At 75.4% G+C, this 26,890-nt stretch carries 23 protein-coding genes and 1 pseudogene; 21 read left to right on the top strand and 3 right to left on the bottom strand.

Annotated features, from left to right (window positions below; translation table 11 throughout):
* Positions 1 to 60 precede the first annotated feature (60 nt).
* Positions 61 to 1,908, top strand: a complete 1,848-nt coding sequence (locus ACYVQV_RS06505; RefSeq protein ID WP_461022457.1) for a dynamin family protein — start codon at positions 61 to 63, stop codon at positions 1,906 to 1,908.
* Entirely contained in the window at positions 1,905 to 3,539 is a 1,635-nt protein-coding gene (locus tag ACYVQV_RS06510; RefSeq protein ID WP_461022458.1) for a dynamin family protein, read from the top strand. The genes ACYVQV_RS06505 and ACYVQV_RS06510 overlap by 4 nt, the downstream gene beginning before the upstream one ends.
* Positions 3,540 to 3,552: 13 nt before the next feature.
* Here the strand turns inward: ACYVQV_RS06510 and ACYVQV_RS06515 are convergent, their stop codons facing one another.
* Together ACYVQV_RS06515 and ACYVQV_RS06520 are read right to left on the bottom strand one after the other, a co-directional pair.
* On the bottom strand, positions 3,553 to 4,626 hold the full coding sequence (locus ACYVQV_RS06515) for a COG1470 family protein (RefSeq protein ID WP_461022459.1): 1,074 nt from the start codon (positions 4,624 to 4,626) through the stop codon (positions 3,553 to 3,555).
* 9 nt (positions 4,627 to 4,635) lie between these two features.
* Positions 4,636 to 6,129: an NlpC/P60 family protein gene (locus ACYVQV_RS06520; protein WP_461022460.1), complete on the bottom strand. Its 1,494-nt coding sequence runs from the start codon at positions 6,127 to 6,129 to the stop codon at positions 4,636 to 4,638.
* 194 nt (positions 6,130 to 6,323) lie between these two features.
* Here ACYVQV_RS06520 and ACYVQV_RS06525 point away from each other — a divergent pair, with 194 nt between their 5' ends.
* The 18 genes and pseudogenes from ACYVQV_RS06525 (at position 6,324) to ACYVQV_RS06610 (ending at position 24,888) form a co-directional block, all read left to right on the top strand.
* On the top strand, positions 6,324 to 6,971 hold the full coding sequence (locus tag ACYVQV_RS06525) for a response regulator transcription factor (protein WP_461022461.1): 648 nt from the start codon (positions 6,324 to 6,326) through the stop codon (positions 6,969 to 6,971).
* A gap of 6 nt (positions 6,972 to 6,977) precedes the next feature.
* The gene (locus tag ACYVQV_RS06530) at positions 6,978 to 8,969 is read left to right on the top strand and encodes an ATP-binding protein (protein WP_461022462.1); all 1,992 of its coding nucleotides are present in this window, start codon (positions 6,978 to 6,980) and stop codon (positions 8,967 to 8,969) included.
* Positions 8,950 to 9,588, top strand: a complete 639-nt coding sequence (locus tag ACYVQV_RS06535) for a Pvc16 family protein (RefSeq protein ID WP_461022463.1) — start codon at positions 8,950 to 8,952, stop codon at positions 9,586 to 9,588. Before ACYVQV_RS06530 ends, ACYVQV_RS06535 begins: the two co-directional genes overlap by 20 nt.
* Positions 9,589 to 9,678: 90 nt before the next feature.
* Positions 9,679 to 12,348 carry a phage tail protein gene (locus ACYVQV_RS06540; protein WP_461022464.1) on the top strand — a complete coding sequence of 890 codons (2,670 nt, stop codon included), beginning with the start codon at positions 9,679 to 9,681 and terminating at the stop codon, positions 12,346 to 12,348.
* 84 nt (positions 12,349 to 12,432) lie between these two features.
* On the top strand, positions 12,433 to 12,765 hold the full coding sequence (locus ACYVQV_RS06545; protein ID WP_461022465.1) for an ANTAR domain-containing protein: 333 nt from the start codon (positions 12,433 to 12,435) through the stop codon (positions 12,763 to 12,765).
* Between the two features lie 31 nt (positions 12,766 to 12,796).
* Positions 12,797 to 14,431, top strand: coding sequence for a phage tail sheath family protein (locus ACYVQV_RS06550; RefSeq protein WP_461022466.1), 1,635 nt, complete (start codon positions 12,797 to 12,799; stop codon positions 14,429 to 14,431).
* A 68-nt stretch (positions 14,432 to 14,499) separates the two neighbouring features.
* Complete coding sequence (locus ACYVQV_RS06555) at positions 14,500 to 14,931, top strand: phage tail protein (protein ID WP_461022467.1); 432 nt, start codon at positions 14,500 to 14,502, stop codon at positions 14,929 to 14,931.
* Positions 14,928 to 15,284, top strand: a complete 357-nt coding sequence (locus tag ACYVQV_RS06560) for a hypothetical protein (RefSeq protein ID WP_461022468.1) — start codon at positions 14,928 to 14,930, stop codon at positions 15,282 to 15,284. Before ACYVQV_RS06555 ends, ACYVQV_RS06560 begins: the two co-directional genes overlap by 4 nt.
* Positions 15,285 to 15,301: 17 nt before the next feature.
* Positions 15,302 to 15,451, top strand: a pseudogene (locus tag ACYVQV_RS06565) (DUF6760 family protein); the annotation flags it as partial.
* A complete protein-coding gene (locus ACYVQV_RS06570; protein ID WP_461022469.1) occupies positions 15,444 to 15,947 on the top strand; it encodes a phage tail protein in 504 nt (167 codons plus the stop codon). The pseudogene ACYVQV_RS06565 and the gene ACYVQV_RS06570, both read left to right, overlap by 8 nt.
* A 1,303-nt stretch (positions 15,948 to 17,250) precedes the next feature.
* Positions 17,251 to 18,231, top strand: coding sequence for an eCIS core domain-containing protein (locus ACYVQV_RS06575; protein ID WP_461022470.1), 981 nt, complete (start codon positions 17,251 to 17,253; stop codon positions 18,229 to 18,231).
* Positions 18,232 to 18,900, top strand: a complete 669-nt coding sequence (locus ACYVQV_RS06580) for a CIS tube protein (RefSeq protein WP_461022471.1) — start codon at positions 18,232 to 18,234, stop codon at positions 18,898 to 18,900.
* Positions 18,893 to 20,545, top strand: coding sequence for a VgrG-related protein (locus tag ACYVQV_RS06585; protein WP_461022472.1), 1,653 nt, complete (start codon positions 18,893 to 18,895; stop codon positions 20,543 to 20,545). Before ACYVQV_RS06580 ends, ACYVQV_RS06585 begins: the two co-directional genes overlap by 8 nt.
* A 45-nt stretch (positions 20,546 to 20,590) precedes the next feature.
* Complete coding sequence (locus tag ACYVQV_RS06590; RefSeq protein WP_461022473.1) at positions 20,591 to 20,989, top strand: PAAR domain-containing protein; 399 nt, start codon at positions 20,591 to 20,593, stop codon at positions 20,987 to 20,989.
* A gap of 3 nt (positions 20,990 to 20,992) precedes the next feature.
* Positions 20,993 to 21,397 (top strand): GPW/gp25 family protein, encoded by a 405-nt coding sequence (locus ACYVQV_RS06595; protein WP_461022474.1) that lies wholly within the window; start codon positions 20,993 to 20,995, stop codon positions 21,395 to 21,397.
* Positions 21,394 to 23,349: a putative baseplate assembly protein gene (locus ACYVQV_RS06600; protein ID WP_461022475.1), complete on the top strand. Its 1,956-nt coding sequence runs from the start codon at positions 21,394 to 21,396 to the stop codon at positions 23,347 to 23,349. The genes ACYVQV_RS06595 and ACYVQV_RS06600 overlap by 4 nt, the downstream gene beginning before the upstream one ends.
* Positions 23,346 to 23,906: a phage tail protein gene (locus tag ACYVQV_RS06605; RefSeq protein ID WP_461022476.1), complete on the top strand. Its 561-nt coding sequence runs from the start codon at positions 23,346 to 23,348 to the stop codon at positions 23,904 to 23,906. The genes ACYVQV_RS06600 and ACYVQV_RS06605 overlap by 4 nt, the downstream gene beginning before the upstream one ends.
* The gene (locus ACYVQV_RS06610) at positions 23,896 to 24,888 is read left to right on the top strand and encodes a zinc finger Ran-binding domain-containing protein (RefSeq protein WP_461022477.1); all 993 of its coding nucleotides are present in this window, start codon (positions 23,896 to 23,898) and stop codon (positions 24,886 to 24,888) included. The genes ACYVQV_RS06605 and ACYVQV_RS06610 overlap by 11 nt, the downstream gene beginning before the upstream one ends.
* A gap of 8 nt (positions 24,889 to 24,896) precedes the next feature.
* On the opposite strand, the gene ACYVQV_RS06615 is transcribed toward ACYVQV_RS06610, so the two are convergent.
* A complete protein-coding gene (locus ACYVQV_RS06615; RefSeq protein ID WP_461022478.1) occupies positions 24,897 to 26,249 on the bottom strand; it encodes a COG1470 family protein in 1,353 nt (450 codons plus the stop codon).
* A 172-nt stretch (positions 26,250 to 26,421) separates the two neighbouring features.
* Here ACYVQV_RS06615 and ACYVQV_RS06620 point away from each other — a divergent pair, with 172 nt between their 5' ends.
* Entirely contained in the window at positions 26,422 to 26,877 is a 456-nt protein-coding gene (locus ACYVQV_RS06620; RefSeq protein ID WP_461022479.1) for a hypothetical protein, read from the top strand.
* Positions 26,878 to 26,890: the final 13 nt, after the last annotated feature.

Genomic DNA, 26,890 nt, shown 5'->3' on the forward strand with positions numbered 1-26,890 from the left:
CCCCGCGGCGCGACGGTTCGGGCGAAAGGGACCGGCGCGACGTGCGGAGGTGCGGGGCAGGTGACGTCCGGGGACGTGGCAGGGCAGGTGGTGGGCGGACCGGCGACCGTCGCGGTGCTCCGGCGGGCCGCGGACCTCGCCCGCACGGCCCAGGACGCCGGTCGCGACGACCTCGCCGACCGGCTGCGGCTGCTGCGACGACGGCTGGCCGCCGTCGACGTCCCCGTCGCCGTCCTCGGCGAGTTCAAGCAGGGCAAGAGCACCCTGTGCAACGCGTTGCTGCGGACCGACGTCTGCCCCGCCGACCCGGACGTCGGCACGGCCGTCCCGACGGTGCTGCGCTGGGGCCGGCCCGCGCGGGCCCTCGCGCACCGGTCGCCGTCCGCCACCGGCACCCCCGACGAGACGCCCCTGGCCCCACCGTCGACCGTCCCCCTCGACCGGCTGCACGAGGCCGCCACGGACCGCAGGGCCGACGGCAGCAGCGCGCTGACCTCGGTGGAGGTGCTGCTGGACCGCACCCTGCTGCGCACCGGCCTGGTGCTCGTCGACACCCCCGGGCTCGGCGGTCTCGCCTCCGCCGACGGCGTGACGGCGCTCGCGACGCTGGCGCGGGCGCGGGCCGCGGTGTTCGCCACCGCAGCGGGCCGGGAGCTGACGGCGGCCGAGGTCGAGTACCTCCGCGAGGTGGTCCGGCGCTGCCCCACCACCGTCGTCGTCGTGACGATGACCGACCTGCACGCCTCCTGGCGGCAGGTCGTCGACCTCGACCGCGCGCACCTGGCCGCCGCGGGGCTGGACCTGCCGGTGGTGCCGGCGTCGTCCTTCCTGCGGATGCAGGCCGCCGCGACCGGCGACCAGCACCTGCACGAGCGCTCGGGCTTCACCGAGCTGCTGCGCCTCCTCGGCCAGGTGCTCAAGGCCGCCGACCGCGAGCGCGCGGACGCCGCCGCCACCGAGCTGCGCTTCGTCGTCGAGCAGCTGCGCGAACCCGTCCTCGCCCAACGGGCCGTGCTCGCCGACCCCGCCGCCGCGGCGGGGGTGGTCGCGCGGCTCGAGGACGGCGCCCGCCGCTCGGAGCGGCTGGCCTCCCCCACCGCCGGCTGGCAGGTCGCGCTGGCCGACGGCACCCAGGACCTGGTCGCCGACGTCGACCACGACCTGCGGCAGCGGATGCTCGACCTGGTGCGCCGCGCCGAGACCCGGGTCGACGAGCAGGACCCCCGGGTGACGTGGGACGACCTCACCGCGTGGGTGCGGGCCGAGGCGGCACGTGCGGCCGTCGCGAACCTGCAGCTGCTCGTCGAGCGCGCCGACGAGCTGGTCCGCGAGGTGGCCGAGCAGTTCGACGACGACGTCGCCGCCGTCGACGTCGACCTGCCCACGCCCGCGCTGACCGTGGGCGCCGTGCCCGACGCGCGGATCCAGTTCACCGCCACCGGGTCACGGACCGTCCTCGGCCTGATGACGACCGCGCGGGTCGGCTACGGCGGCGGGCTGATCGGCGGCATCGGCGGCGCCGTGCTCCTGGGCACCGCCGTCCTCGCCCCCGTCGGCGCGCTCGTCGGGGTGGCGCTGGCCCGCCGGATCATCCGCGAGGACCGCAAGCGCGAGCTGCAGATGCACCGCGACAACGCCAAGCGCGAGCTCAGGCGGTTCGTCGACGAGATGACGTTCGCGCTCGCCAAGGACTCGCGCGACGCCGCGCGGCGCACCCAGCGCCGGATCCGCGACGAGCTGACCGCGCGGGCGTCCCTGGTCCACCGGTCGGCCGCCCAGGCCCTGCGGACCGCCCGCGACACGGCCCGGCTGGCCGCCGACCTCGACCCCGCGGGGCGCGACCGGCTCGCCCGCGAGGCCGACCGGCGGTGGCAGGACCTCGGCGAGGTCACCGGAGCCACGCCGTGACCGATCCGGCTGCCCAGCCCGCCGGCGTGCCCGCGGCCGATGCCAGGGGACTCGCCGGGACCCCGCCCGGCAGCGCGCTCGTCGACCGCGTCGACGCCGTCCTGCTCGACGCGCGCGGCCGCGCGCGCACCCCGGAGGTCACGGCGCTGCTCGACCGCACCCGGACCCGGCTCGGCGAGCCGCTGCGGGTGGCCCTCGTCGGGCGCGTCAAGGCAGGCAAGTCCACCCTCCTCAACGCCCTCGTCGGCCAGGAGGTCGCGCCGACCGACGCGGGCGAGTGCACCCAGGTCGTCACCTGGTACCGGTACGGACCGGCGCCGCGGGCCGTCGTCCACCCGCGCGGCGGCGTCGCCGGGCAGCGGCGGTTCACCCGGGACGCCGGGGCGCTGGTCGTCGACCTCGGGACCACCCCCGACCGGGTCGACCACGTCGACGTCGAGGTGCCCAGCCCGGCGCTGCGGTCCGTCACGCTCGTCGACACCCCCGGCCTGGGCTCGCTGAGCACCGACGTCTCCGACCGCACCCGTCGGTGGCTCGGCCCGGACGCCGACGACGCCGACGGCCGCGCCGGCGAGGCGGACGCCGTGGTGTACCTGCTGCGCCACGCGCACGCGTCCGACGTCGCGTTCCTCGAGGCGTTCGCCGACGACGAGCTCGTCGCCGGGACGCCCCTGAACACCGTCGGGGTGCTGTCCCGCGCGGACGAGGTGGGCTACGCGCGGCTGGACGCGATGGACGTCGCCGACCGGGTCGCCGCGCGCTACCGGGCCGACGAGCGGCTGCGACGCCTCTGCCCGGTCGTCGTCCCCGTGGCCGGTCTGCCCGCGTGCGCGGCGGCGACGCTGCGCGAGGACGAGTTCCGGTGCCTCGCGGCGCTGGCGGCCGCCCCGGCCACCGAGCTGCGCCGGCTGCTGCTGACCGCCGACGACCTGGCCCGCTCGCCGTCCCCCGTGCCGGTCGGCCCGCTGGAGCGGGCGCACCTGCTGCAGCGGCTGGGCCTGTACGGGGTACGCCTCGCGGTGCACCTCGTGCGCTCCGGGGCCGTGGTGGACGGCGCGGGGCTCGCCCGCGAGCTGGTCGACCGCAGCGGCCTGTCCGCGCTGCGCGACGTCCTGCAGGTGCAGCTGCTCTCGCGGGCGTCGGCGCTCAAGGCGAGGTCCGCGCTCGCCGTGCTGGACGCCGTCCTCGCCGCCGACGGGTGCGCCGACGCGGCCGGGCTGCGCACCCAGGTGGAGGAGCTGCGGGCGGGGGCGCACGAGCTGGTCGAGGTGCGCTTCCTGCGGCTGCTGCGGACGGGCCGGGCCGGCGGGCGGCCCGAGCGCGTCCGCGAGCTGGAGCGGCTGCTCGGGGGTGACGGCGCGGACGCCGCGAACCGGCTGGGGCTGGCCCCGGACGCGACGGTGGACGAGCTGCGGGCAGCCGCCTACCGCGCGCTGACCCGCTGCCGCGACCTCAGCGAGCACCCGATGGCCTCCCAGGACCTGCGCCGCGCCGCGGTCGCCGCCGCCCGGTCGTGCGAGCGGCTCGTGGCCGACCTCGAGGCCGACGTCGAGGCCGACGTCGAGGCGGGCGTCGAGACCGGCGTCGAGACCGGCGTCGAGACCGGCGTGGACGACGGCACCGAGCGGTGACCGCGGCTCGGCCTCACCCGCCGGGGACGCAGCGCCCGCCGGCCGCCACGGCGGCGTCCGCGTGCTCGGCGCAGTACCGGGCCACCGCGGCGGGGCCGTCGAAGCCGTCCCGGACCACCACCCAGAAGTCGTCGCCGCGCTCGGCCGGGTCGGGCAGGGCGCCGCCGCTGACGACGCGGGCACCGTCCAGGCCGGCGGCGACCAGCTCGTCGGCGCGTCGTTGCGCGGCGTCCCGGCTCGCCTGCTCGTCCGCGCCCTTCAGGCCGGACCACAGCTGGACGTAGTCCCCCTCGACCGGCGCCTCCTGCCCGGGCGGCGGGGGGTCGGCGACCCACGGCAGCGGGTCGTGGCCGAGGAGCACGCGGGTGCCGGCGACGCCGGCGAGGAGCACCAGCACGGCGACCGCCGCGGCGACCGCGGGGTGCACGAGCGGGCGCTGGACCACCTCCACGCGCGCCGTGCCGTGCGGGTCGCCGGTCGGCAGCACAGACCAGCGCACCACCGCCGCACGGGTGCGGGCGGTCAGGGCGGGGCGTCGCGGTCGCAGGGTCAGGCCCACCTGCGCGGGAGACGCGGCGCCCACCTGGACGGTCGGCTGGTCCAGCGCGGCCTGCAGGCCGTCAGAGGCCTGCACGTCGAGCGCCACGACCCGCGCGTCGACCGTCCCGCCGGTGCCGGTGCCGGTGCCCAGCGTCACGGTGCACCGCGCCGCCCGCCGGGCGGCCACGGTCGCCGGGACGACCTGCACGTCGAGGCCGCGCGGAGGAGTCAGCACCAGGAGGCCGGTGACCCGGGTGCGACCGCCCGCGTCGTCGGCGGCCTCCACCGCGAACGGCACCACCCCCTCGGGGGCGGTGGCCGGTGGCCGCACGGTCAGCCGGACCCGCGCCGCGCCCCCCGCGGCCAGCGCCACGTCGCCGTGGTCCGCGCGCACCCACGGCTCGGCCCGACCCGTCACCCTCAGTCCCACCGTCGCGGCCCGGTCGGGGCCGCAGGCGACGTCGACCGAGACGGTCGCCTCACCCCCCGGGGCGACCTCGACCGTGGGGTCGCCCAGGCGCAGCTGCAGCGCACCGTCCGGACGCACGGGGCCCGCTCACCCCGTCGGCAGCGTGCCGTCGGCGGCGTCCTCGAGCGCCGACGGTCCACGGCCGGGCAGGTCCAGCCGGTCCAGCGGGTCGTGCCCGGCGTCCACCTCGAGCCGGTCGGTGAACCCGTCGCCGTCGCTGTCGCCGACCGCCGGGTCCAGGCCCAGCAGCACCTCCAGGGCGTCGTCGAGGCCGTCGCCGTCGGTGTCCAGCCAGGCGTCGGCCAGCGCGCCGTCCAGGTGCCCGTCGTCGTCCTCGTCGGGGTCGGCCGGGTCGCTGCCGCGGGCGAACTCGAAGGCGTCGGGCAGCAGGTCACCGTCGGTGTTCGCCAGCCGGGGGTCGCTGCCGTTCACGACCTCCCACCCGTCGAGCAGCGTGTCGCCGTCGCTGTCGGGGTTCGTCGGGTCGGTGCCCATCTGCGCCTCGCGCGCGTCGGTCAGCCCGTCGCCGTCGCTGTCGACGCCACCGAGGTCCACCTCGTGCCTCGGTTCGGGGACGGGCAGCGGCGCGACGGGCGGAGCGGCGGGCGCCGCGGCGGGCGCGGCGGCCGCGGCCAAGCCCGCGGCGTCCGAGATCCCCGGGATGACCGCGGCGAACGTGAACCGGTTGCCGACGGGGTAGGAGTCCACCGGCACCCTGGAGTTGCGGGCCTCGATGGTGCTGCCGTCGCCGAGGCTGATCGCCACGTGCGCGGTGCCCTGCCGCGGCTCGCCGGGGCGCGGTTCCCGGGAGAACGTGAACAGCAGCGCCCCGGGGGTGTCGATCGCCTGCTCGACGGGGACGAGCATCCCCTCCTGCTTGAGGTGCAGGTACTGGTTGGCGGCGCCGTCCGGGACGGTCACTCCCGCCTGGTGGGCGGCCCACTGCACCAGCTCGGAGCAGTCGAACGCGTCCGGGTCCGCCTCGTCCAGGTCGGTCTCCGCGCCGAAGACGTACCGGTCGCCCTTCTGGGCCAGGGCCGCGTCGAGGAACAGCCGCAGCGCGCTGCCCTCCGCCGCGTCGGCGGCGGTGTCGACCGTGCCCGACCCGGCGCCGGGGTCCGGCGGTGGTGCCGCGGGTGGTGGTGCCGGGGGCGCTCCGCCGGGTGCGCCGGCGGACAGCGGGTCGCCGTACCCGCTGGTCCCGCTCCACACCCCGAGGCCGGGGCCGTCGCCGTACGCGACGGCCGCGGCCTGCGCGGCGTCCTTGTGGTGCAGGTAGCGGGCCGACGCCCCGCCGTGCGTCACGGTCCACGGCGACACGTCGCGACCCCCGCGGGACACCTCGAACGCCGCGACGGCGTTCTGCGCCGGGTCGTACAGGTCGAGCCGGCGCCCGAGGTCGGCGTGCGCGTTCACGTTGATCTGCCACAGGCCGCGGGAGTCCTCGCCGACGGGGTTGTGGGCGCTGCTGCGCCCCCCGGACTCGGCCAGGGCGATGGCCGTCATCGTCGTCGCGGCGTCAGGGCTGAACCCCGCCTGCCGGGCGAAGGCGTAGATCTGCTCGGCCGAGTACCTGGCCATGAGCCGAGGGTACGTCCGGCCGCCGCCGCGCCGGTAGGACTTCCGGGCAGCGACCGGGGCAGGTCCGCCGCGTCGTCCCGGCCCGCCCGTGGACACCGGCCGCGCCCGTATCAGGAAACCGCTCTCGCGGCACCTGTTCGGTCCCTACAGTTGACAGCACCCGTCCGGGGACGGGGAGCCGGGGGTGGCTGATGATGAGCGACCAGGTGGTGCGCGACCACGTCGCAGGTGACCGCACGACCCCGTCGGTGTGGGTCGACGAGAGCCACGCGATCGTCCGCAAGGGGATGCTGGCGTGCCTGCGCCAGGAGGGCTTCGCGGTGCTCGGTGAGAGCGCGCACCTGCGGCCCGAGCCACAGCTCGGCGCCGCCGACGTGCTCGTCTTCGAGGCCCAGCCCGGGACGCTGCGGCGCGTCCGCGCCCTCGCCGGCGACCGGACGCGGTTCGTCGCGACGCTGCGGACCGTCGACGAGCGGTGCGTGCGCGAGCTCGTGGAGGGCGGCGTCGCCGCGGTCCTGCCGCAGGACGACCTGACCCCGGAGTCCCTGGGCGCGTCCCTGCGCGCCGTCGTCGCCGGCCGGGTCACCCTCCCGTCGGACCTGCTGCCCCGGCTGCTGGCCCTCGCCGCCCGCGCCGCGCAGGGCGGCTCCGGCGCGTTGAGCGCGCGCGAGCGCGACGTGCTGCGGCTGCTCGCGGACGGCTGCGACACCCGCCAGATCGCCACGGACCTGTGTTACTCGGAGCGCACCGTGAAGAACGTCGTCCACGACGTCCTGATGAAGATGCACTGCCGCACGCGGGCCCACGCGGTGGCCCTGGCCACCCGTGAGGGCGTGATCTGAGCCGCCGTGGGCCCCGTCGACGGGACGTGGGAGGCGTTCGCGGACGTGCTGCTGCGGCGCGAGGTCGCCCTCGCGCTGCTCGTCGACGGGACGACGCCGCGTGACCTCGCCGGCCTCGTGGTGACCGAGCAGGACGTCGAGGCCGCCCTGGGGGCCCTGCGCGGCGTGGGGCGCGGCCCGGCGGGCACCGGCGAGGTGCTGACCTCGTTCGAGCCGGAGGTGACGGCCGCCCGGGCCGCGGTGCACCGCGGGGTCGCCGAGGGCGGGTCCCCGTTCGACCGGCTGGTCCGGGCGGCCGACCCGGGTCCGGTCGCCGCGGAGGTGCTGGCGCTCGTCGCGGGCGTCGACCTGGACCCGCGCCGGCAGCGCCTCGTGCAGTTCGTCCAGGACGACGTGCAGCTGCGCCGGCCCACCCTGTGGACGCTGCGGCGGGTCGGCCGGCGCGACGGGGACGACGGCTGGGCGGCGCACGTCGCCCCCGGCTCGCCGCTGGTCCGGGCGGGACTGGTCGAGGTGGACGCGTCCGGGCCGTGGGCCGTCCGCTGCTGCGGCCTGCCCGACCGCGTCGCGTGGCACCTGACCGGTTCGATGGGACCGGCCGCCGGGCCGGTGGACGGCGACACCGTCCTGGACCCGGACACGCCGCCCGGCACGCGCTGGACGCCGGGCCCGGGGACGCCGCGACCGGCGTCCCTGGTGCTCGTGCACGGCGCCGACCGGGTCAGCCGCCGCCTGGCGGCGCTGGCCCGCTGGCCCGACGCGCCGGTCGTCACCAGCCCGCAGGCCCCCGGCGACCGCACCGGCTGGCTGGCGCTCGTGCGGGAGGCGACGTGTCGGGGCGCCGTGCTGCTCGTCGAGGTGGAGGAGCCGCTGGACGGCGCCGCGCGCCGGGTCGTCGAGGACGCCGCGCACCTGCCCGCCGTCCTGTCGTCGCCCACCGAGCTGCCGCTGGAGACGGTCCCGCAGCGCCCCTGGACGGAGCTGCACGTCAGCGACGGCGACGCCGACGACGGCGACTGGCGGGCCGAGCTGGGCCGGGAGCCGGACCCGGCCACCCGGTTGTCCCGCGAGCAGCTGCGGCTCGTCGCCGCGGCCGCCTCCGCCGACGGAGGTCGTCTGCAGCCGGCGGTCCGCCGGCTCGCCGGTGGCCACCTGGACCGGCTCGCCGTCCGGATCCGGCCGAGCCGCGGCTGGGACGACCTGGTGCTGCCCGCCGACCAGGAGGCCAGGCTGCGAGAGCTCGTCGCCCGCTACCGGCACCGGCGCCGCGTCCACGAGGACTGGGGCTTCACGCCGTCCCCGTCGACGGGGGTGGTGGCGCTGTTCGCCGGTCCGAGCGGCACCGGCAAGACGCTGGCCGCGGAGGTGCTCGCCGGTGACCTGGGCCTGGACGTGTACCGGGTCGACCTGTCCTCGGTCGTGAGCAAGTACATCGGTGAGACCGAGAAGAACCTCGAACGGATCTTCACGGCCGCGGCGACGGCCGACCTGGTGCTGTTCTTCGACGAGGCGGACGCCCTGTTCGGCAAGCGGTCGGAGGTCAGCGACGCGCACGACCGGTACGCCAACATCGAGGTCGCCTACCTGCTCCAGCGGCTCGAGCGCCACGACGGCCTCGTCGTCCTGGCCACGAACCTGCAGCGCAACATCGACCAGGCGTTCACCCGGCGGATCTCGGTGGCCGTCGACTTCCCCGTGCCCGACGAGGAGCAGCGTCTCGCGCTGTGGCGGCGGGCGTTCCCCGCCACCGCCCCGGTCGTCGACCTGGACGTGGAGTTCCTCGCCCGGTCCTTCAAGGTGACCGGCGGGGTCATCGTCGGCGCGGCCCTGGGGGCGGCGTTCCGGGCCGCGGACGAGGGCACCGCCATCGACATGGAGCACGTCGCGCTCGCCCTGGGGCGCGAGTACCAGAAGCTCGGGCGGCTGCGCACCAAGGAGGAGTTCGGCCGCTGGTTCCCCCTCGTGGCTGGAGGTCCCGGTGCTGCACCTGCTCGATGAGGCCCTCGAGGAGTTCCTGCGGGCCGTCGTCCCGCTGCCCTCCCACGAGTACGCGATCTCCTTCGACGCGCCGGACAAGGGCTGGGCGGCCGGACGCGCGGCGTCCACGCCGACGCTGAACGCCTACCTGCGCGAGGTGCGCCCGAACACCGCGCTGCGCGAGTCGGGCCTGGAGCCGGGCGAGGTGGACGGCTCGGCGGTGCTGCGCCGCCCCCTGCCGCTGGTGGACTGCCGGTACCTGCTCACGGTGTGGGCGGAGGACGTCGGCAACGAGCACCAGACGCTCGGGCAGGTGCTCGTCGCCCTGCTGGAGCACGCGGTCCTGCCACCGGAGTACCTGCCGCCGCCGATGGCGCACCTGCGGCCGCTGCCCCGGCTCGTGCTGCGCGGCGGGCAGTCCGGTGAGGACTCCGACTTCTGGTCCGCCCTGGGTGGCCAGCTCAAGCCCGGGCTGGACCTGGTGCTCACCGCGCCCGTCGAGGCCGTCGTGGCGCAGCGTCCCGCGCACCGGGTCGACCGGTACGTGCTGCGCACCGGCAGCACCGAGGGGACGCACATCTCCGAGCGCGACGTCCCGCCGCCGGAAGGGGCGTCGGGAGAGGACGACGCGACCGGCTGAAGATCGGCCCACACGTCTGCCCTCGCGGTCCTGTCGCCGGGCGCGGGAGCGGCAGGACGGTGGCGTCGTGCGCGGCGGTAGGACCGGCCGGTGGGGGCCGCGGTGACCCGGGAGCGGGCGCAGGAGCCCGCCGGGGCGGTGGCCGTCGCGGACCGGACGGCGGCGCCCGCGCGCTCGGCGGGACCGGTGACCACCGGCGCCCTGGCCCTGCAGGGGACCGCCGGCAACGGCGCGGTGGCGCGACTCACGGCGTCAGGAGGCTCGACGGCGGTGCTCACCCCGGGTGCCGTCCCGACCGCACCGGTGCCCACCGGACCGATCCCCGAGATGGTGCCGGCGACGTCGGCGCGCGAGGCGCGCCAGGCCGAGGACCGCAGCTGGTGGGACGACGTCAAGGACGCCGTGTCCAGCGCCCTCAGCAGCGTCGGCGCGGGTCTTGGGGCGCTGACCAGCCGTGTGCTCGGGGCCGTCGCCGGCAGGGCGAGGAGCATCCCGGGGTACGGCCTGCTCAGCGTGGCCCTGGGGAAGGACCTGGTGACGGGCCAGCAGGTGCCGCGGACCGCGACGAACGTCGTCGGCGGGCTGGTCGGCCTGGTCCCCGGTGGCGCGGGGATCTTCGCGAACCTGCAGGCGACCGGGGCGATCGAGAAGGCCGCCGCGTGGTTCGGGACGGCGTGGGAGAAGCTCGGCCTGACGTGGGACTACCTGCGGGGCCTGTTCCGGCGGGCGTGGGACGCCCTCGGGGTGCGGGACCTGCTGGACCCGGCGGGTGTCTGGGACAAGCTCAAGGCGGTCTTCGCCGCACCGCTGCAACGGGTGCTGGCCTTCGCGGCCTCCGCCGGGTCGAAGCTGCTGGAGCTGGTCTTCGAGGGCGGCCTGAGCCTGGCCGGGTCCCTGGGCGGCCAGGTCATGGCGGTCATCCGGCGGGCCGGGTCGGTACTCGGCACGGTCTTCCGGGACCCCGTCGGCTTCGCCGGCAGGCTCGTCGCGGCGGTCCGCGGCGGGTTCGGGCAGTTCGCCGCGCGCATCGGCCACCACCTGCGGCAGGGGCTGTTCGGCTGGCTGACCGGTGCGCTGCGGGGCGCGATCACGCTGCCAGAGCGGTTCGACCTGCGCGGGATCCTGTCGCTGGTCCTGCAGCTCGTCGGCGCGACGTGGTCGTGGCTGCGGACCCGGATGGTGCGGCTGCTGGGTGAACCGCGCGTCGCGATGATCGAGCGAGCCGTCGACTGGGTGCAGCGCATCGCCACCGAGGGGCTGTCCGCCGTGTGGGAGCGGATCGCCGAGTTCGCCACCGGCCTGGTGGACACGGTCATCGGCAGCATCCGCGACTGGGTCGGCCGCACCGTCGTCGGCGCCGCGATCAGCCGGCTCGTCACCATGTTCAACCCGGCCGGCGCGGTCATCCAGGCGATCATCGCCGCGTACAACACCATCCGGTTCTTCATCGAGCGCGCCCAGCAGCTCGCGAGCCTCGCCAACGCGGTGTTCGGCTCCATCGCCGCCATCGCGAGCGGAGCCCTAGGCAACGCCATGAACGCCGTCGAGAACGCGCTGTCCAAGGCGTTGCCCGTGGCCATCGGCTTTCTCGCGCGGCTGATCGGTCTCGGTGACGTCGCCACGCCGGTCAAGAACCTCATCGGCCGCGCACGCGGTGTGCTCGACCGGGCGCTCGACAAGGTCGTCAACTGGCTGGCCGATAGGGCGAAGCGGCTAGGGACTGGCCTCCAGAAGGCCGGTCGAGTTGTAACGAAACGGGTCGAGTCAGGCCTCTCTGCGGGCCGCGCCCGGCTGGCAGCGATCGGGGCTAAGTTCGGCATCCTGCGGCGATCCTTCACCATGAGAGCTCATCCGCATCGCATCACCCTCTCGCCGGGGCGGACGGGCAGCGTAACCATGGCGTCCGTTGCGGATGAGCTACTTCTCGCGAAGATCAATCGCGAGATCCTCTTATCCGAAGGCAACCCGGCACAGGTTCAAGCCGCCAAGGCGTTATTGCCACTCGCGACCAAGCTGGCCGAACTGAATGCAGGTATGCCGACCAGCGTTGAGCCCAGTGACAGGACGCCCGAGCAACTGAAAGCGCATCAACACGTTCAGCAGTCGGTACAACTGGCTTTGGACCGGGTGGTAATCGCCCTAGGCCGCTATGCGAAAGCCTACGGCGTGGCGGATCTCGGCAATCGAACGAAACCAGTCAACCTAGAAGAATTGAAGAAACAGGCAGCGACTGCATACAGCGCGGCGTGCGAAGCTCAGCAAGCCTGGCTCAAACGTAGGCCAAAGTCCAAGAAAACGTTCAGTTCGGACGGCTGGCGAACGATCATGAGTGGCTGGGGAAGCGATAATTCCCGCCGCTACAGCTTCGACGCTCTACGCCACATGATCGTGAGCGCCGAGGTGTCGGAGGAGCAAACCAGACTCGGCTACCCACAGAAGTTGATTGCGGCGCTGCCAGAACAACCTCTGTCCAACGCTGAGTTCCGTGAGCTTGCCGAGCGCGTGTGGCATCGGGTGTCCGGGAAGGCCGCTCGATCCGAGGACAAGGGGACTCCGGGCCGCTACTGGCATGCACACGCGGAGCGCCAGGTACGAGCACTCACAGGCGCGTCAGGCATCGGTGTCTCCAAGGAGGTTTGCGCCACCTGCGTATCGGCGCTGGAACGTCATGCCCAGACAGCGGGTGCGCCGATCGTTGTAAGAGATCCGAGGGGCTTCCTCGTCTTCCGGCCGGATGGCACGTCGTCCTACGAGATGTGAGCAGGCGTCGTCTGCACTCATGGCTGCCCCACCATCGCTTCCTTGACATTGCCCCGACACGGAGAGTGGTAGCAGGAGGAGCAGATGACACGAGTGCTGATGGGCGACTTCACCGCCCTGCAACGACTCGGGCTGGAGGAGGTCCTCCAGGGGGAGGGGGTCGAGGTGGTCGAGGCGCACACCCCGGTGCTCGTCCAGCGCCTCCTCGACGTCCTGCCCGACGTCGTCGTCCTCGACGGGGACGCCCTGGAGACGGACGCCCTCGTCGCCACGATCACCCACCGCTTCCCGCGGATCACCGTCATCGCCTGCTCGTCGACGGCGCCGGTGATGCGGGTCTTCCCCTCGCTGCACCACGGCGAGTCCTACACCACCCGACTCGAGCCCGCGCTGCTCACCAGCGCGATCCACGCCTGACCGCAGAGCCTGACCGCAGAAGGAGCCTGACATGGCGGCGTCGTACCTGACCCCCGGGGTCTACATCGAGGAGCAGCGCAGCGGGTCGATGCCGATCGAGGGCGTCGGCACGTCCGTCGCCGCGTTCGTCGGCTTCACGGAGAAGTACGTCCCCGAGCAGGGCGACCCGACCGACCCGCTCGGGGTGAAGCCGCAGCTGGTGACGAACTGGCCGCAGTACCAGCGCATCTACGGCGGGTACGTCGACGGGGCGATGCTGCCGCACGCCGTGAAGGGCTTCTTCGACAACGGCGGCAGCACCTGCTTCGTCGTCCGGATCCCCACCGGCGGGACGGGGGACGACGACGGCGGGAACGGCGTGCCGCGCCCGCGGGCCGCGCTGCCGGCCGCCGCGTCCACCGAGCGCGCCGGGCTGGGCGCCCTGCACGTCGAGGCCGTCGAGCCCGGCGTCGACCTGGACGTCGAGGTCGTCCCCCCGCCGGAGCCGCAGGAGGGCCAGCAGCCGAGCACCGACTACACGCTGCGCGTCATCGACGGCGGCGGGGCGGTGCAGGAGGAGATCACCGGGCTCAGCTTCGCCCGCTCGCCCCGCAACCTCGAGAAGACCGTCCGGGACCAGTCGCGCCTGGTCACCCTGACCGTCGAGGCGCCGTCCGGGGTGTCGCTGGCCGACCTGGTCCCCGCGCCGGGCCGCTACCACCTGGAGTCCGCGATCGTCACCGAGGCGGCGCTCGTCGCCACCCCGCAGGCCGTCGAGGGCTCGGAGACGGACCGGACCGGCTACCTCGGCCTGGCGATCGCCAAGGACGTCACGATGGTCGCCATCCCCGACCTGGTGAACATCGCCCGGCGCGAGGACGGCACGGTCGACGAGGACACGTACCTGTCCATCCAGGGCAAGCTCGTCGACTGGTGCACGATGAGCGGCACCCGGATGGCGATCCTCGACACCCCGCCGGGACTCACGGCCACCGGCGCCCTCGACTGGCGCACGCGCCTGGCCCGCGACTCGGCGTTCGCCGCGCTCTACTACCCGAACGTCGTGGTCGACAACCCGCAGTACGACCCGTCCGGGGCGACCGACAAGTTCGTCACCGTCACGCCGGTCGGCCACGTCGCCGGGGTGTGGGCGCGCACCGACGGGACCCGCGGCGTCTGGAAGGCCCCCGCGAACGAGACCGTGATGGGCATCGCGCGCCTGGAGACCGACCTGACCGACGGCGAGCAGGGCCTGCTCAACCCGGACGGCGTCAACTGCCTGCGCTCGTTCGGCACCAACGGGATGCGGATCTGGGGCGCGCGCACCCTGTCCAGCACGGACCCGTCGTGGCGGTACGTCAACGTCCGGCGGCTGTTCAACTACGTCGAGGAGTCGATCCGCCGCGGCACCCAGTGGGCGGTGTTCGAGCCGAACAACGAGGCGCTGTGGCAGCTCGTCAAGCGCAACATCACCTCGTTCCTGCGCGGTCTGGCCGACCAGGGGGCGCTGGCGACGCAGAGCGGCTTCCCGGGCTTCTACGTCCTGTGCGACGAGAGCATCAACCCGCCGGCGTCCGTCGACGAGGGCAAGCTCGTCGTCGAGGTCGGCATCGCGCCGGTCAAGCCCGCCGAGTTCGTCATCTTCCGCATCTCGCAGCTGCCCACGGGCGGCGAGATCAGCGAGTGACCCGCGGTTCCGGCCCCGAGCGGGCCACCTGAGCACCTGAGCAGCGACGAAGCGAGCAGGAGGACCCCGTGCCCGACCTCATGACCACCAACACCTTCACCCTCGAGGTGGGGGGCGTCACCATCGCCACCTTCCGCAAGGTGACCGGGCTGACCTACAAGACCGAGGTCATCGAGTCCAAGGAGGTCACCAAGGAAGGAAAGATGATCATCCGGAAGGTCCCCGGCGCCACGAAGTGGGAGCCGCTGGTCCTCGAGCGCCGCGTCGACGAGGCGAAGATGCTCGAGGAGTGGCGGCAGGAGGTCCTCGCCGGGAACATCGACAAGGCCCGCCGCGACGGCTCCATCGTGCAGTTCAACTCCATGCTGGAGGAGGTCGCGCGGTGGAACTTCGAGAAGGGCTGGCCGTCGGACTGGAGCGCCTCGGACCTGGACGCCGGCACCAACTCGATCGCCACCGAGAAGGTCACGATCCAGCACGAGCGGCTGTACCGGGCATGAGCCTGCGCACCGAGTACCCGTTCACCCTCCCGAAGGGCTTCGTCGACGAGGACGGCGTCCTGCACCGCGAGGGGGTCATGCGCCTGGCCCGCGCCAGCGACGAGATCGAGCCGCTGCGCGACCCGCGGGTCAAGGACAACGAGGCGTACGCGACGGTCATCGTCCTGGCCCGGGTCGTCACCGAGCTGGGCACCGTCCCGCGCGTCACCACGAAGACCGTCGAGTCGCTGTTCGTCAGCGACTTCGGCTACCTGCAGGACCTGTACCGGATCGTCAACTTCCAGGACCCGAGCATCCTCGAGGCGGTCGAGCCCGGCACCCCTTTCCCCCAGGACTCGCTGGCGGGGGGCTAGGGCACTACGCCGTCGACGAGCTGTGGCACGAGGTGACCTACCTGGCCTACCACCTGCACTGGGACCTCGACCGGCTGCTCGACCTGGAGCACGGCGACCGGATCCGCCTGGTGGAGGAGGTCGCCGGACTGAACGAACGAGCCTGGCAGGGGGTGCTGGATGCCTGAGACCACCGGCGGGGCGCCCAGCCGCGCACCCGACCCGCCGTTCACCGGCCACTTCACGTTCCAGGTCGACCACGTCGACCTGGGCCGGTTCATGGAGGTGTCCGGGCTGTCGGTGCAGATGGACGTCGAGGAGGTCGTCGAGGGCGGCGTCAACGGGTACGTGCACCGGCTGCCCGGCCGCCTGAAGTGGCCGAACCTGGTGCTCAAGCGCGGCGTGACGAACAGCGACGAGCTGTTCGCCTGGTTCTACCGGACCTGGCAGGACGCGTCGCACTCCCAGGCGCCGGACACCACGTCGTCCGCGCTGGTCAAGAAGGCGACGCCCGCGAACGCGAGCATCGTGCTGCGCGACCCGACCGGCAAGGAGTCCCGGCGCTGGACCGTCGAGGGCGCGTACCCGGTGAAGTGGAGCGGGCCGAAGCTCGCGGCGTCGTCGAACGAGCTGGCCCTCGAGGAGCTGGAGATCTGCCACCGTGGCTTCCGTACGACGACCTGACGCCGCCGCCGGCGGTCCCGGCCGCCGCCCGGGCCTGAGGGGCTGGGTGGCTCGCCTGACCGCGCCGCTGACCGCCCCGCTGGGCCTGCGCCGGATGGCGGCGGGCGGCCGGCCGGCGTCCGCGACGTCCACGGGCTCCGCTGGTCTGCGCGTGCGCCCGTCGTGGTGGCTGCTGCGCTCCCGCCGGTCCCGGCGCCTCGCCGCGCCGCACGACGCGCCCGCCGGGCTCGCGGCAGCGGGGCACCGGGAGGACCGGCACGGTGCGCACCCGGACGACGGACGCCGGCACGGCGCGCACCCGGACGGCGAGCACGGTCACGGCCCGGGCGGCGAGCACGGTGACGACCTGCACGGCGGGCTGCACCTGCCTCCGACGGGAGCGCAGGTGGTCGACCGTGTCCAGGGGCCGGGCCGGTGGACCTTCCCCGGACCCCGGCGAACCGGGCTGGCGCGCGACCCCCGCCTGCCCCGCGCCGTCGTGCCGGGCCGCCCCACCGTCCCGCCGGCCGGGGCGACCACCGCAGTGCCGGCCGGTCACCCGCTGGCCCGGCTCGTCCGCGACCTCCTGCAGCCGGGGAGCGACCGACCGCCCTCCGATGCGCGCACCAGCACCCGGGACGCGCTGCCGCACACGGGCGCTCCCGGGCCGACGACCGCACCGGTGTCGCACCAGTGGTCCGCGCGCCTGCTGCCGCGACCCGGCCACAGCCCTCGGCCTCGGGGGGCCACCGACCGTGCCGGTGACGTGCCAGGTCTCCCACGCGAGGGGGGCCACGGCGATCGCGGTGACGCGAGAGCCGACGGCGTCCGCGGGGGCCGGGTCGCCGGTGGCCACGCCGGCACCGCGGACGGCGAGCCCGGGTCGCACGCCGCCGCCGGCCTTCCCGTCGCAGGGCTCCCCGTGGCAGGCCTCTCCGCCGCTGGGCTCCCCGACGGTCTCGGCACGGCCCGCGCCGCCAGCCACCGGCGGGCCGACCTCCCACCGCCCCTCGCTCGCCGCACGGTGCCCGGACCGACCACCGCGTCCGCACCGGGTGCGCGGGCCCTGACCCCACGACCGCCCCTCACCTCCTCCGCGGCGCACCACCCGCCGTCCCGGCAGACGGCGGCACCGCACCCCACGGCACCGCACCTCACGGCAGCGCACCTCACGGCACCGCACCCCACGGCACCGCACCCCACGGCACGGGACCGCACGGATCAGCACCCCGCCGCGTGGGCAGCCTCCGCGCGTCGCCCCGGCGTCCGCGGGGTGCTCACTGCACCGACCACCCCCCTGGCCCGTCCACCGGCGCCCGGACCCGTGACCAGCGCCCCGGACGCCGTGGGGGACCGCCGGGTCCTCGGCGAGGGGGCCGTCACCGCCCCGGACCGCGCCGGCGACCCGTACCGGCCGGCGGCACCGGTCGCGGCGCCGGAGGCGTCGGCCGTCCGCTCCCCCGAGCAGCGGTGGCAGGCCGCCACCCGGCTGAGGCCGTTGGAGACCGCGCAGCCCCTGCCCGCCGCGTTCCACCCCCTCGCGAGCGCGGTCGTGGGCGGCGCGCCGTCCTCGGTGCCGGTGCGCTACACGACCGGGCCGGCGACCCGCGCCGCCCTCGCCGCCGCCGGGGCCCGCGCGGCGACCAGCCGGGGCCTGCTGCACCTGCCGCGGCCACCCGCACCGGGTGACGCGGAGTCGGTGGGCCTGGTGGCGCACGAGCTGGCGCACCTGCGCTCGGCCGTCGTCCGGCCGCGGTTCCTGCTGCGGGACCACGACCACGCCGCCGACGAGGACGAGCGCGGCGCCCGGCACGTCGGTGAACTGGCGACGGGCCTCGCGGCACCGGGCGTCCGGGACCTGCCGGTGGCCGGCGCGGCGCGCAACGTCGCCGAGGTGGCCCGGCGCGCGGCAACCGCCGCCGTCCTGTCCGCCGCACCCGTCGCAGCCGCACTCGGGCGAGACGGGGGTGGAGGCGGACTCCGTGGTGGGCTCGCGAGCGCGGCCGACCTCTGGGACGGCGCGTCGTCCGCCGGAGCCGGCGCCGCGGACGACGTCCCTGGCCCGGCGGGAGGCGCCTCCACGCACGCTCCCGGCCCGTCGGTGTCGCCCGGCGGGGCCGCGGGAGGGGCGCGTGCGGCGTCCGGCGGCGCCGCCACCGCGGGCGCCCCGGGCGGTGCGGCGGCGCCGAACGCCGCCCCGGGCACGGGCGTCCTGCCGGACATGGACCGGGTCGTCGAGGCGCTCGAGGAGCGCCTCCTCGCGGAGATCGAGCGGCGTGGTGGCCGCTGGCAGGGGGTGTTCTGAGTGCCCGGGCTGGAGAAGGCCAAGCTGACCTCGGAGACCGGCACGTCGATCGCGTGCATGTTCAACCCGGCCGAGCTGACGATCGCGCGGTCCACGTCCTGGGGCGGCGGCGAGGCCAAGGGCGGCAACGCCCCCGAGCTGCGCTTCCAGGGCGGGCAGTCCGGGACGCTGTCCCTGTCGCTGACGTTCGACACGACGGACACCGGTGGCGACGTCGCCGAGCACACGAACCGGCTGCTCGCGCTGATGGACGTCGACGGCTCCCTGCCGGGGAGCGACAGGCAGCGCAACTCCGGCCGCCCGCCGTGGGTCCAGCTGCACTGGGGCCGGCTGCACTCGTTCCAGGCGATCGTCGAGCGGGTGCAGGTGCGCTTCACCTACTTCGCGGACGACGGGACGCCGTTGCGCGCCAAGGCGGAGGTCTCGCTCAAGCAGTACAAGGACGACCAGCGCCGCCCGCTGCAGAACCCCACCTCGCACACCGACGTCCTGCACGCCACGCACCGCCTCGTGGCCGGGGAGACCCTCGACCGGGTCGCGGCCCGGCACTACCGGGACCCGTCGCAGTGGCGGGTCGTCGCGCAGGCCAACGACGTCGTCGACCCGCTGGAGGTCCCCCCGGGGACGCTGCTGGCGGTCCCCGAGCTGCCGGTGCGTCACCGTGCCTGAGGGGCGGCGGCTGGACGGCGCCCAGGTCACCGTCGACGGGCGCGACCTCGGTGCGGACCTGTACGCGCGCCTGCGGCTGGTGCGGGTCGAGGAGTCCGTGCAGCTGCCGGACCGGTTCACGCTGCACCTCGACGACCCGCACTTCGAGCTGTTCGACGCCGACGCGGTGCCGATGGGTGCCCGGGTCGAGGTGGCGTACCGCGCCGAGGGCCAGGCGGTGGTCGTCACCAGCGGCGAGGTGACGGCGGTGTCCGTGGAGCCCGGCGTCTCGGGCCGGCACGAGCTGGTCGTCAGCGGGATGGACCTCACCCACCGCCTGATGCGCGGGCCCCGCACCCGCACGTTCACCTCGTCCTCCGACGCGGACGTCGCCGGGCGCATCGCCCGCGACAACGGCCTGGACGCCGACGTCGAGCGCGGCGGCACCGTCCACGAGCACCTGGTCCAGGCCGGCGAGACCGACCTGGCGTTCCTGCGCCGCAGGGCGGTGCGCTCCGGGTTCGACGTGTGGGTGACGGACCGGACGCTGCACGTGCGGGCGCGGCCGGACGCCCCCGGTTCACCCCCGGTGCTGCGCTGGGGCGAGAACCTGCAGCGGTTCAAGGTGCGGTTCAGCTCGACCGAGCACTGCGACCGGGTGGTCGTCCGGTCCTGGGACCCGTTGGGCAAGCGCGCGGTCACCGGGCGGTCCCGGCCCCCGCAGCCCTGGACGGACGCGCCCGCGGCCCAGCAGATGGTGGGTGCGGCGGACCGCGCGTTCGGCCGCACCGAGCGCTTCGCCCCGCAGGTCCCCGTGCCCGACGGCGCCGCCGCCGACGGGCTCGCGCAGTCCTTCCTCGAGCGGGCCAGCGGCGCGGAGACCGTGCTGCGCGGCGAGACGGCGGGCGACCCGCGGCTCGCGGCGGGCAGCGAGGTGCAGGTCGAGGGCGTCGGCAGCCGGCTCAGCGGCCGCTACCGGGTCACCGCCGTCGAGCACGTGCTGGCCGCGGGGGTCCCGTACGTGACCCGCTTCGTCTGCGGCGGCAAGGAGCCCGCGGGGCTGGCGGACCTCACCCGCGGCGCCGGCGAGGCGACGGTCCGGCGCGGCTTCGGCGGCCTGGTCGTCGGCGTCGTCACCAACAACGACGACCCGGAGCGGCTCGGCCGGGTCAAGGTGCAGCTGCCCGCCCTGTCCGACCAGGACGAGAGCGGCTGGGCGCGGCTGCTCGTCCCCGGTGGCGGCAAGGGCAGGGGCCTGCAGGCCCTGCCCGAGGTCGGCGACGAGGTGCTCGTCGGGTTCGAGCTCGGCGACCTCGAGCGGCCCGTCGTGTGCGGCGGGCTGTGGAACCGCGAGGACGCGCCCCCCGTGCCCGGCGCGGTCAGCGGCGGGGCGGTCCAGTCGCGGGTGCTGGCCAGCCGCAAGGACCACCGGCTCACCCTCACCGACGACCCGACCGAGTCCGTCGACCTCTCCCTCGGCGACGGCTCCTGCTCGTTGCACCTGGAGGCCAAGGCCTCCGGCCTGACCGGTGACACCAAGCTCGTCGTCACCGCCCAGCAGATCGAGATCAAGGCGGACAGCAAGCTCGTCCTCGAGGCCCCGACCGTCGAGGTCAAGGCCTCCGGCCCGCTGACCGCCACCGGCAAGCCGATCAAGCTCAACTGACCCCCGCGACCACCCGACCCGACCACCCGACCCGAGGAGGACGACGTGCCCCAACCCGTTGCGCGGCAGGGCGACCAGGTCGTCGGCACCGACGTGCACGTCGTCCTCGTGCCGTCCCCCGGCGGACCGGTGCCGACCCCGACGCCGCTGCCCTTCTCCGGCGCCATCACCTCCGGCACGGTGGCCGACGTCCTCGTCGACGGCCGACCCGTCGCCGTGGTCGGCAGCGGCGCGCAGGCGTCGCCGCCGCACCTGCCGCCGCCCGGTACGTCGTTCTCGGTGCCCCCGACGAACCAGGGCCAGGTCGTCGTCGGCAGCACGACGGTGCTGGCCGGCGGCAAGCCCGTCGCCCGCCTCGGCGACCAGGTGCAGACCTGCAACGACCCCGCGCCGGCGCCGACGTCCTCGATCGTCGCCGGGTCACCCGACGTGCTGGCGGGCTGAGCGGTGAGCACCGACTTCATCGGCCGCGGCTGGTCGTTCCCCACCCGGATCACCCCGACCGGCGCCGTCCGGCTCGTCGGCGGGTCCGACGACATCGACGCCGCCCTGCGGATGATCCTGACGACGTCCCCCGGGGAGCGGGTGATGCGACCGGACTTCGGCTGCGCCCTGTGGGACCAGGTGTACGCGCCGATGACGCCGTCCACGCTCGGCCTCATCGAGCACGCCGTCCGCGAGGCCGTGGAGCGGTGGGAGCCCCGCGTCGTCCTGGACCGCGTCGAGGCCGTCGCCGACCCGGCCGCCGGCGCCGTCCACGTGCACCTCGACTACCGCGTCGCCACCACGAACGACCGGCGCAACCTCGTCCACCCCTTCTACGTCATCCCCCGTGAGGAGGCCGCGCCGTGACGCTGCCCGTGGTCAGCCTGGACGACCGCCGCTTCCAGGACATCGTCGACGAGGCCAAGCGCCTCATCCCCCGCTACTGCCCGGACTGGACCGACCACAACGTGTCGGACCCGGGCGTGGCACTCGTCGAGCTGTTCGCGTGGATGACCGAGATGGTCCTGTACCGGCTCAACCAGGTGCCCGACCGGCTGTACGTGAAGTTCCTCGAGCTCGTCGGCGTCGAGCTGTTCTCCTCGGTGCCCGCCCGGACCGAGCTGCTGTTCCGGCTCACCGCACCGCAGGACGCCGCGGTGCGCGTCCCCGCCGGGACGCAGGTCGGCACCCGCCGCGCCGACGACGAGCCGGTCGTGTTCCTCACCGAGCACGACGCCGAAGCGGTGCCGCCGCGGCTGTCCGCGTGCCTGGTCAGCCGCGGCCAGCAGCTCGAGGACCGCTGGGACGACCTGTCCCGCGAGGCCGGCACCGTGGTCCTGTTCGAGTCGCTGCAACCGGACGAGGCGTTCTACGTCGGGTTCGCCGAGCCGCTCGCCGGGTGCCTGGTCCGCCTCGACCTGCGCACCGGGCCGGAGGGCGCCGGCGTCGACCCCACGCGGCCGCCGCGCGTGTGGGAGGCCTGGGACGGCGGCGCGTGGCAGACCGCCGAGGTCCTCAGCGACACCAGCGCCGGGTTCAACACGACCGGCCAGGTGGAGGTCCTGCTGCCCCAGCGGCACGCGCTGCTGGCGCTCGGCCCGGCGCGGGCGCACTGGCTGCGGTGCCGGCTCGTCACCCCCGCCGCGGACCAGCCGCCCTACCGACGCCCGCCCGTGCTGGAGGCGCTGAGCGCCGCGACCCTGGGGGTCGCGGTCCCCGCCCAGCACGGCGAGCCGGCACCCGCCGAGCTGCTGGGCACGAGCACGGGCCGGCCCGGGCAGGTCTTCCAGCTGCGCCGGCACCCCGTGCTGCCCCGGCGTCCCGGCGAGACCGTGCGCGTGGTCGCGCCCAGCCGCCCGGGGCGCACCGAGCCGGGGGCGCAGGACTGGGCGGAGGTCGCCGACTTCGCCGACGTCGGCCCCGACGAGCGGGTCGTCACCGTCAACGGCGCGACCGGCGAGGTGCGGTTCGGTCCCCGGGTGCTGGACCGGCACGGCACCGCCCACCAGCACGGCGCCGTCCCCGAGCCCGACGCCCAGGTGTGGGTCACCGGCTACCGCTACGGCGGGGGGCGCCGCGGCAACGTCGCCGCCGGCCAGCTCGAGGAGCTGCGGACCACCGTCCCGTTCGTCGCCGGCGTCACCAACCGGCACGCTGCCACCGGCGGCGTCGACGCGGAGACGGTGGAGAACGCGCGGGTGCGCGGCCCGATGACGCTGCGCGGCGGCGGGCGCGCCGTCACCCGCCGCGACGTCGAGCGGCTGGCGCTGGACGCCGTCCGCGGGGTCGCGAGGGCACGCTGCCTGGACCCCGAGCGGGACGGCGGCCCGGCGCGGCTGCTCGTCGTCCCGCGCGTCGACGTCCTGCCCGAGCGGCTGCAGCTCGACGACCTGGCGGTCCCCGACGACCTCGTCGAGCGCATCCGGCAGACCCTCGAACCGCGGCGGGTGCTGACCGTGCGGGTGCAGGTCGGCACCCCGCGGTACCAGGGGATCACCGTCGTCGCCGACGTCCGCGGGGCGCCCGGCATCCGGCCGGAGACGGTGCGCGAGAGCGCCGAGCAGGCGCTGTACGCGATGCTCGACCCGCTGCGCGGCGGCTCCGACGGGACCGGCTGGCCGTTCGACGAGGAGCTGACGATCTACGACGCGCACGCCGTGCTGCGGTCCGTCCCGGGGGTGCTCGACGTCCGCACCGTGCGGTTCTTCACGGTCGACCTGCGCCACCCCGACCGTCGCAGCCAGGTCGACCAGCGCGTGCCGCTGCCGCCCGAGGCGCTGTTCCTGTCCTACCGGCACCGGGTGGTGGTCACCTCGTGACGAGCACCGGCTGGCTGCTGCGCCAGCTGCCGCGGGCCATGCAGGAGGACCAGGTGCTGGCCGGTTTCGTGCTGGCCCTGGAGCAGGTCAGCGACTCGGTCCGGGAGCGCGTCGACGGGGCCGAGCACCTCCTCGACCCGGACCTGGCCACCCCGGAGATGCTGCGCTACGTCGCCGCGTGGCTGGCCGTGGACCTGGAGCCGGGGCAGTCCCCGGAGCGGCAGCGGGCGCTGCTGCGCGCGGTCGGCCGCACCCTTCCGTGGCGGGGGACGCGGTTCTGCCTGGAGGAGGTGGTGTCGGCGGCGACGGGCGCGCGGACCGTCGTCACCGACGCCGGCGGCGTCCTCGGCCCGCGCGACGACGTGCCGCCGCACGACCCGACGGTCGTGGTGCGGGTCGACCACGCCGGTGACCTGACCGACGGCCAGCTGCTGGCCCTGGTGCGCGGTGAGCTGCCCGTGGGCGCGGTGGCCCGGCTCGAGGTGGCCGGACGCGCCGTCGGTGAGGACGATGGTCACGAGGGCTACCACCCGGAGGGCGAGGACGATGGCACCTGACCCGGCACGGACCCGCGGCACGGTCACCTGCCCCGACTGCGGGCGGCGGGTGCCGTCCGACCAGCCGCTGTGCGAGTGCGGCTTCCCGCTGGAGTTCCTCGAGGACCGCGAGCCGCCGAGGGCGAGCCGGTCCACCACGCGCCGCCCGGGCGAGGCCGACGACGACACCACCGTGGACGACGCCGACGCGACGCCCGTCGACGCCCCGCAGGCGTCCGACACCCAGGTGCTGCGCCCCCTCCCGGCCGCCGGCCCGACCTGCCCGTCGTGCGGGACGGAGAACGAGCGCGAACGCACCTGGTGCGTGCGGTGCGGGACCCGGCTGCGCGGCCAGGACGCGCCGCCACCCCCTCCGCCACCGCCGCCGCCGCGGCGGCGGTCGATGACGCCCGTCCTCGTCGGCGTCACGGTGCTCGTCCTCGTGGCGGCGGCCGCCGCGTTCGCGGTGGTCACGCTGTTCGGCGGCGACGGCGGAGGTCCGGGGCAGGAGGACCCACCAGGCACCGCGGCGCCGGTGCCGCGCGAGCGGATCGTGCGGGCCGAGGCGTCGAGCATCCAGCAGCCCGACGGCGACGTCACCTACGGCCCGGAGCTGACGCTGGACGGCAACCCGGCGACGGCGTGGAACCACGACGGCAACGTGGACGCCGACCCCCCGGGGATACCACCGGAGGGGGTCCGCCTGCGCTACACCTTCGACGGGCCGCTGCACGTGACCGCCCTGCAGGTGCTCAACGGGTACGTCAAGACCGGCCCGACCGGGGAGGACCTGTTCGCCGCGAACCACCGCGTCGCCGGTGCGCGGATCAGCGGCGACTCCGGGTCGGTGGAGGTGACGTTCGCGGACACCCGCGACCCGCAGGTCGTCGACGCCGACCTGGGTCCGACGTCCACGGTGACCATCGAGGTGCTCTCGGTGTACCAGGGCGCGCGGTACGACGACGTCGCGATCAGCGAGATGGGCTTCCTCGCGCTGCCCTGACCGTGCGGTCAGCCAGGCACCTGCCAGCGCAGGGCGGTCAGCGCGAGCACCGCCTCGGGGTCGTCCCCGATCTCGCTCGGGTCGAGTGCCAGCAGGATCCGGCTCACCGACCGACCGGGGGCGACCGGGACGTCGACAACCCCGTCGGCCGCGCTGGCCGTGAACGCGGTCGTCCCCGCCGTGTCGTCCTCCACGACGAGCCGGTAGGTGGGGCCCTCCGGCACACCGAGCCGCACGGACGTCGCGGGGTCGTCGAAGGCGAGCAGCAGCGGCGTGGAGCGGCAGGTGGCCGTCGTCGCTCCGGCGGTGAGACGCACGTCGTCGTCGACCTCCTCGGCCACGACCGTCTCCGTGTCGGCGCACGCCTGCGAGGGGCGGGTGCTGACCCGGACGCCGTCCAGCCCACCGGTGAGCGGCCCGGGCTGCAGGTCCTCGAAGTCCTCGAACCGGTCGACGACGTCGGGCGGCTCGGTCTCCGTGGGGGTGGGCTCCTCGGTCGGCTCCTCCGTCGGCGTCGGTGTCGGCTCGGCGGTGGTCTCGGTCGGGGTGGGTCCATCCGTCGGTGACGCCGTGGGCGTGGGGCCGTTCGGGGGGTCGTCGTCGCCGTCGCGCGCGATCAGCGCCCCGCCCACGACGGCGGCGACGAGGACGGCGAGCGCGGCGACCGCGCCCACGGTGCGCAGCGCGCCACCGGGCAGGCGGGGCCGCTGGACGAACTGGACCGTCGTCGTGGCCTCCACCCCTTCGCCGGTGGCGTCCAGGCGCACGGCGTGCTGCCGGTCCTGACCGGTCCACACCGTCGGACCGGAGAGCGCCACGACCACGTGGCCCTGCTGACCCGGCGCGAGCTCCACGCTCGGTGGGCTGATCCGCGCGTGCAGGACCTGCTCGGGGTCGGTGGCCCGCAGGCCGAGGCGCAGCGGTTGGTTGCCGGTGTTGGCGGCGGTGAGGACGAAGCGGCCGTGCCGGCGGGTCCGCACCAGGGTCCGGTCGGGGGTCAGGGTCGCGGCTGGCGCCGCGGCCACGGACAGTCGCAGCTCTTCGCAGTGCGACACGGAGCGGTCGTGCGTGGACGCGCACAGCACGCCCAGCACGTGGGTGCCGGCGCGGGGCGGGGGTCGCTCGGGCAGCCGCAGCTCCAGGACCACCGTCGCCTCGTCACCGGGCAGGAGCTTCACGGCCTCCGGGTCCGGCCGGAACGTGGCGCCGTCGGGCAGCCCCTCGACCCGGGTGGTGACGTGCTGGACGGTCCGCCCGACGTTGCGGACGGTGACGGTGACCGTCTCCTGCCGTCCGGCCGCCAGGTCGACGCGGTCCGGTTCGACGGCGACCCTCAGGTCGACCCTCGGATCCGCCGTCATGGTCCTCCCCCTGCTGGCCGGCCGGTCGTCCCAGCCAACCGCGGCGGCCGGGCTGGGGTCGAGGACCCCACGGGCAACCATCCGGGCGGCACGGTGACCTCCGGCCCTGGCCGCGCGGAGCGCCCTGGCGGACGCTGGGTACGAGGGCACGGGCGTGGGTCATGAGGACGCGGTGGCCGGCCCCGAGGGCGAGGTGTGGCAGTGGGCGCTGGGCCGCGACCTGTGGTCCGACCCGGTGTTCGTCACCTACACCGAGGACCTCGGTACGGACTGGGGTGAGCCGGGCACCGACGTCCACGTGCAGTCGCAGGGCTTCTCGCTGACGGCGGACGACGCCGGCACGGTCGTCGCCGTGACGCTGTACAACGACGAGACGGCCCTGGGCCTGCCGGCGTCGGACTCGAGCTTCAGCGCCGACGCGGGCGACCTGCCGGGCGGCCTGACGTGGGCGGACACGGCGAGCGACCTCGGTATCGAGTACGGCGCCCCGGGGGTGTCCGGGGGATGGGGGACGACGATCGTGCTGGACGCCGAGACGGACGACGGCTACGCGCTGTCGGTCACCTTCCTCGCCACCCACGCCGAGGACCTCCCCGGCAGCCCGATCCTCAACGTCGTCGTCAGGTGAGGGCGAGGCGCCA

Source organism: Thalassiella azotivora, from assembly GCF_054781695.1.

Excerpts from the sequence above, each read along its gene's own strand:
- ACYVQV_RS06520 (WP_461022460.1), bottom strand. The coding sequence starts at position 6,129 with ATGGCCAGGTACTCGGCCGAGCAGATCTACGCCTTCGCCCGGCAGGCG.
- ACYVQV_RS06525 (WP_461022461.1), top strand. The coding sequence starts at position 6,324 with ATGAGCGACCAGGTGGTGCGCGACCACGTCGCAGGTGACCGCACGACC.
- ACYVQV_RS06545 (WP_461022465.1), top strand. The coding sequence starts at position 12,433 with ATGACACGAGTGCTGATGGGCGACTTCACCGCCCTGCAACGACTCGGG.
- ACYVQV_RS06550 (WP_461022466.1), top strand. The coding sequence starts at position 12,797 with ATGGCGGCGTCGTACCTGACCCCCGGGGTCTACATCGAGGAGCAGCGC.
- ACYVQV_RS06560 (WP_461022468.1), top strand. The coding sequence starts at position 14,928 with ATGAGCCTGCGCACCGAGTACCCGTTCACCCTCCCGAAGGGCTTCGTC.
- ACYVQV_RS06570 (WP_461022469.1), top strand. The coding sequence starts at position 15,444 with ATGCCTGAGACCACCGGCGGGGCGCCCAGCCGCGCACCCGACCCGCCG.
- ACYVQV_RS06610 (WP_461022477.1), top strand. The coding sequence starts at position 23,896 with ATGGCACCTGACCCGGCACGGACCCGCGGCACGGTCACCTGCCCCGAC.
- ACYVQV_RS06615 (WP_461022478.1), bottom strand. The coding sequence starts at position 26,249 with ATGACGGCGGATCCGAGGGTCGACCTGAGGGTCGCCGTCGAACCGGAC.